At 64.1% G+C, this 3,692-nt stretch carries 3 protein-coding genes; 2 read left to right on the top strand and 1 reads right to left on the bottom strand.

Annotation, left to right across the window (positions count from 1 at the left end; genetic code table 11):
* Together VK804_RS30715 and VK804_RS30710 are read left to right on the top strand one after the other, a co-directional pair.
* A partial coding sequence (locus VK804_RS30715; protein WP_325752044.1) for a L,D-transpeptidase family protein occupies positions 1-1,398 on the top strand: 1,398 nt, incomplete at its 5' end.
* A 270-nt stretch (positions 1,399-1,668) separates the two neighbouring features.
* Positions 1,669-3,264 (top strand): DUF882 domain-containing protein, encoded by a 1,596-nt coding sequence (locus VK804_RS30710; RefSeq protein WP_325752043.1) that lies wholly within the window; start codon positions 1,669-1,671, stop codon positions 3,262-3,264.
* 10 nt (positions 3,265-3,274) lie between these two features.
* Here the strand turns inward: VK804_RS30710 and VK804_RS30705 are convergent, their stop codons facing one another.
* Entirely contained in the window at positions 3,275-3,568 is a 294-nt protein-coding gene (locus VK804_RS30705) for a DUF2312 domain-containing protein (RefSeq protein WP_325752042.1), read from the bottom strand.
* Positions 3,569-3,692: the final 124 nt, after the last annotated feature.

Genomic DNA, 3,692 nt, shown 5'->3' with positions numbered 1-3,692 from the left:
AGCGGCCGGATGCACTGGTCGCAGGTATCGGGCGATATTCAATATCCGGAACACCCGACCGATCCGACCGAGGTGCTCGCCAACATCACGTCGGCAAAGGACGCTTCAATTGCTCTCGACAGCTATAACCCTCCACACAAGCTCTATCTGGCGCTGAGGAAGAAGCTTGCCGAATTGCGCGGCCAGGGCGACGGACCGATGGTCCGGATCGCCGACGGACCGGCGCTGAAGTACACGCCGGCGCGCACCAAGAACCAGCCCGCGATCGAAGTGGAAGATGAACGCGTGCCGCAACTACGCGCCAAGCTTGGCCTCGAAAATCCCGACGACCCTCACTACGACGCCAAGGTCGCCGAAGCCGTGCGCAAGTTCCAGGCAACGGCCGAACTGAAACCGACCGGCGTGCTCGACGATCGGACCATCAAGGCCATCAACAGCCCGAAGCGCGACCGCCAGATCGATACGATCCTGGTGAACATGGAGCGCTGGCGCTGGCTGCCGCGCGACCTCGGAGCAGCGGCGATCGGCGACGCTTATGTCATTCTCAACATCCCGGACTACACGCTCAAGGTGATGCAGCATGGCGCGCAGGTCTGGACCACCAAGGTGGTCACCGGACAGCCCGGCGTTCACGCCACGCCGCTTCTGACCGAGACCATGAAGTTCATCACCGTCAATCCGACCTGGAACGTGCCGCCCTCGATCATCTATAACGAGTACCTGCCGGCGCTGCAGCAGGATCCCACCGTGCTGACGCGCATGGGGCTGAGGCTCGATCGCGCCCGCGACGGCTCCATCCACATTTCGCAGCCGCCGGGCGAAGCCAATGCGCTCGGCCGTATCCGCTTCAATTTCCCGAACAAGTTCCTGGTCTACCAGCACGACACCCCGAACAAGGAGCTGTTCGCCAAGGAAGATCGCGCGTTCAGCCATGGCTGCATGCGGGTGCAGAATCCCGATCAATATGCGGCGACGCTGCTCAACATCACCGAGCCGAACGAGCACTACACGCCCGAAAAGATCCGCAGCATGTATGGCCAAAGCGAGATCGACCTGAAATTCCCGACGCCGATCCCGGTCAACATCACCTACCAGACGGCGTTCGTGGACGACGCGGGCAAGCTGCAATTCCGCAAGGACGTCTATGGCCGCGACGCCACCATGCTGTCGCTGCTCAAGGGCGGCAGAAGCAGGGATCTGGAGAACGTCATTGCGCATTCGCAGCCGGGCTATTCGCATCCGGTCGGCAGCCTGCCGCCCGGCGTCAGCTTCGCCAGCGACAATTCCAGCTTCTCTTCGGGGCCGTCATTCTTCGAGCGGCTGTTCGGGCCGCCGACGCCGCCGCCCGCCCCGGTGGGCCGCCGGCAGCCGCCGCCTCGGCGGGTGATCACCCGCTGATCGTTCACCATATTCAAGCGGCCTGATTGAATCTCCCAGTGAAATCAACGGCCCCGCCCTCCGGCGGGGCCGTTCGCATTAACCATTGTCCACCGCGATTTAACCAGGGCACTTTTTCGCCACACTCGGCGGGTTAGGTTAAGGCGACTTGGGGGGTGGGGCTTAATTCTCGATTAACCCACCCAGCGTTAAGACTGCGTTAACCCTCTTTCGCCACACGGGGTAGCGGAAGAGTTCATTGATCGGTCGTCCTCTGGGTGGGCTCAATCCGTGCTGACTGGTTTCGCACGCCAATTCAACTCGCTATCGTTGCCGAAAGCCGGGGTTCAACTCGGCCTCGCCTCGTTGTTGCTCCTGATGGGAGCCGGGTCGGTCCACGACGCGACGGCGCTGAACGACACCCGCACGCTTTCGTTCCACCACACCCATTCCGGCGAAGACCTCACCGTCACCTTCAAGCGCGACGGACGCTATGACGAGGAAGCGCTGAAAGAGCTCAATCACTATCTGCGCGACTGGCGCACCCAGGACCAGACCGTGATGGATCGTCATTTGTTCGACATCATCTGGGAAGTCTACCGCGACGTCGACGGCAAGAAGCCGATCCAGATCATCTCCTCCTACCGCTCCCCCGCCACCAACGCCATGCTCCGCCGCCGTTCGTCGGGGGTGGCGCGCTTCAGCCAGCATATGCTCGGCCACGCCATGGACTTTTTCATTCCGGACGTGCCGCTCGAGCAAATCCGCTTCGCAGGCCTTCGGCTGCAGCGTGGCGGCGTCGGCTTCTATCCGACCTCGGGCTCGCCTTTCGTCCACCTCGACACCGGGAGCATCCGCCACTGGCCGCGCATGACTCACGACCAACTCGCCCGCGTCTTCCCCGACGGCCGCACCGTGCATATCCCCACCGACGGCACGCCGTTGAAGGGATATGAACTGGCCCGCGCCGACATCGAAAAGCGCGACAATGGCGACGAGGCCTTGACCAGGACCAAGCCGGGCCTGTTCGCAGCGTTATTCAAGGGCAAGTCGAGTGACGACGAGGATGAAGGCGCAAGCGCTGCACCCGTCAGCGAAAAGCCGGCCTCCGTGGACGTGACGGCATCGGCCGTTCCCGCCAAGTCTGCCGATGCCGTGCCGATGCCGCGCGCGAAACCTCGGATCACCGCGGCCCTGCAGCTGGCTTCGGCCGACGTGCAGGTCGTTCAGCCCGCAAAACCCAAGCCGGCTGCGAGTCCGAAGGCAGAAGCCGGACCGCAGACGGCCGCTGACATCATCAATGCCCGCGGCTTCTGGGACGACGTCCCGGCGACGCCGAAACAAGCAACGCCGGCGCAGGTCGCCGCCATCAACGCCCGCCAGGCACTGGCGGCCGCGGACCCGCAGCCGACATCGAGCGTTTCCGCCGCATTCCAGGCGCTGGCCTATGCGCCACCGGCCAATTCGCCGGCGGACCGCGCCAATATCGTCGCGGCCAGCGCGCCGATCCCCCGCAGCATCCACCCCGCCAATGCCCCGCGCAACCCGGCGGTCGCCACCGGAATCGACACCGTCATTGCCAAGGGACCGCAGGGCCAGGGTGGCGTGGTTGCGACCTCGACGCGGCTCACCGCCTCGGCCGGCAACGATGCGTGGATGCGGGTCATGATGCTGGCGCCAAGTGCCTCCAGCTCGATGAACGTCACCCTGCTCGGCGACGCCGACATGACCGCGATGCGGGTCTATTTCGTCAAGCCGCAGGCCGCGATCGCCATGGCGTTCTCGGACGATCCGATGATGGGGCTGAGCTGCGACCGCTTCACCGGATCGTCGACCGCGATGCTCTCGACGCAATCCCTCACGCTGCGCACCGCCTCGCTGCGCTGACGCGGGCTGATTACAGCATCCCCAGCGCCTGCATGTAGGTCTCCAGGATGGTTTCCGCTTCGGCGCGCTCGTTGGCATCCTGCTTGCGCAGGCGGACGATGGTACGCAGCGCCTTGACGTCGAAGCCGTTGCCCTTGGCCTCGGCATAGACGTCGCGAATGTCGTCGGCGATCGCCTTCTTTTCTTCTTCGAGGCGCTCGACGCGTTCGACAAAGGCCTTGAGCTGGTCTTTGGCGAAACGGTGGGCGGTTTGCTCGTCTTTGGCGGCGGCAGTGGCAGCGGTGGCAGTGGCAGCAGTGGCCATCGGTTACTCCCAAGCGGTGAGAGCATGCGACGGAAAAGGCGCCGGCTGAGATCGCCAGCGCTCCGAACACGCTCATTGTTCGCGGAAGCTTTCGAAATTACACGCGGCGCGGTCAAGGCACGTG

This window comes from Bradyrhizobium sp. (assembly GCF_035484855.1).
Classification (GTDB): Bacteria; Pseudomonadota; Alphaproteobacteria; order Rhizobiales; family Xanthobacteraceae; genus Bradyrhizobium.
The sequence above is the reverse complement of the archived record's forward strand: the minus strand, read 5'-3'. Positions and strand labels throughout refer to the sequence as shown.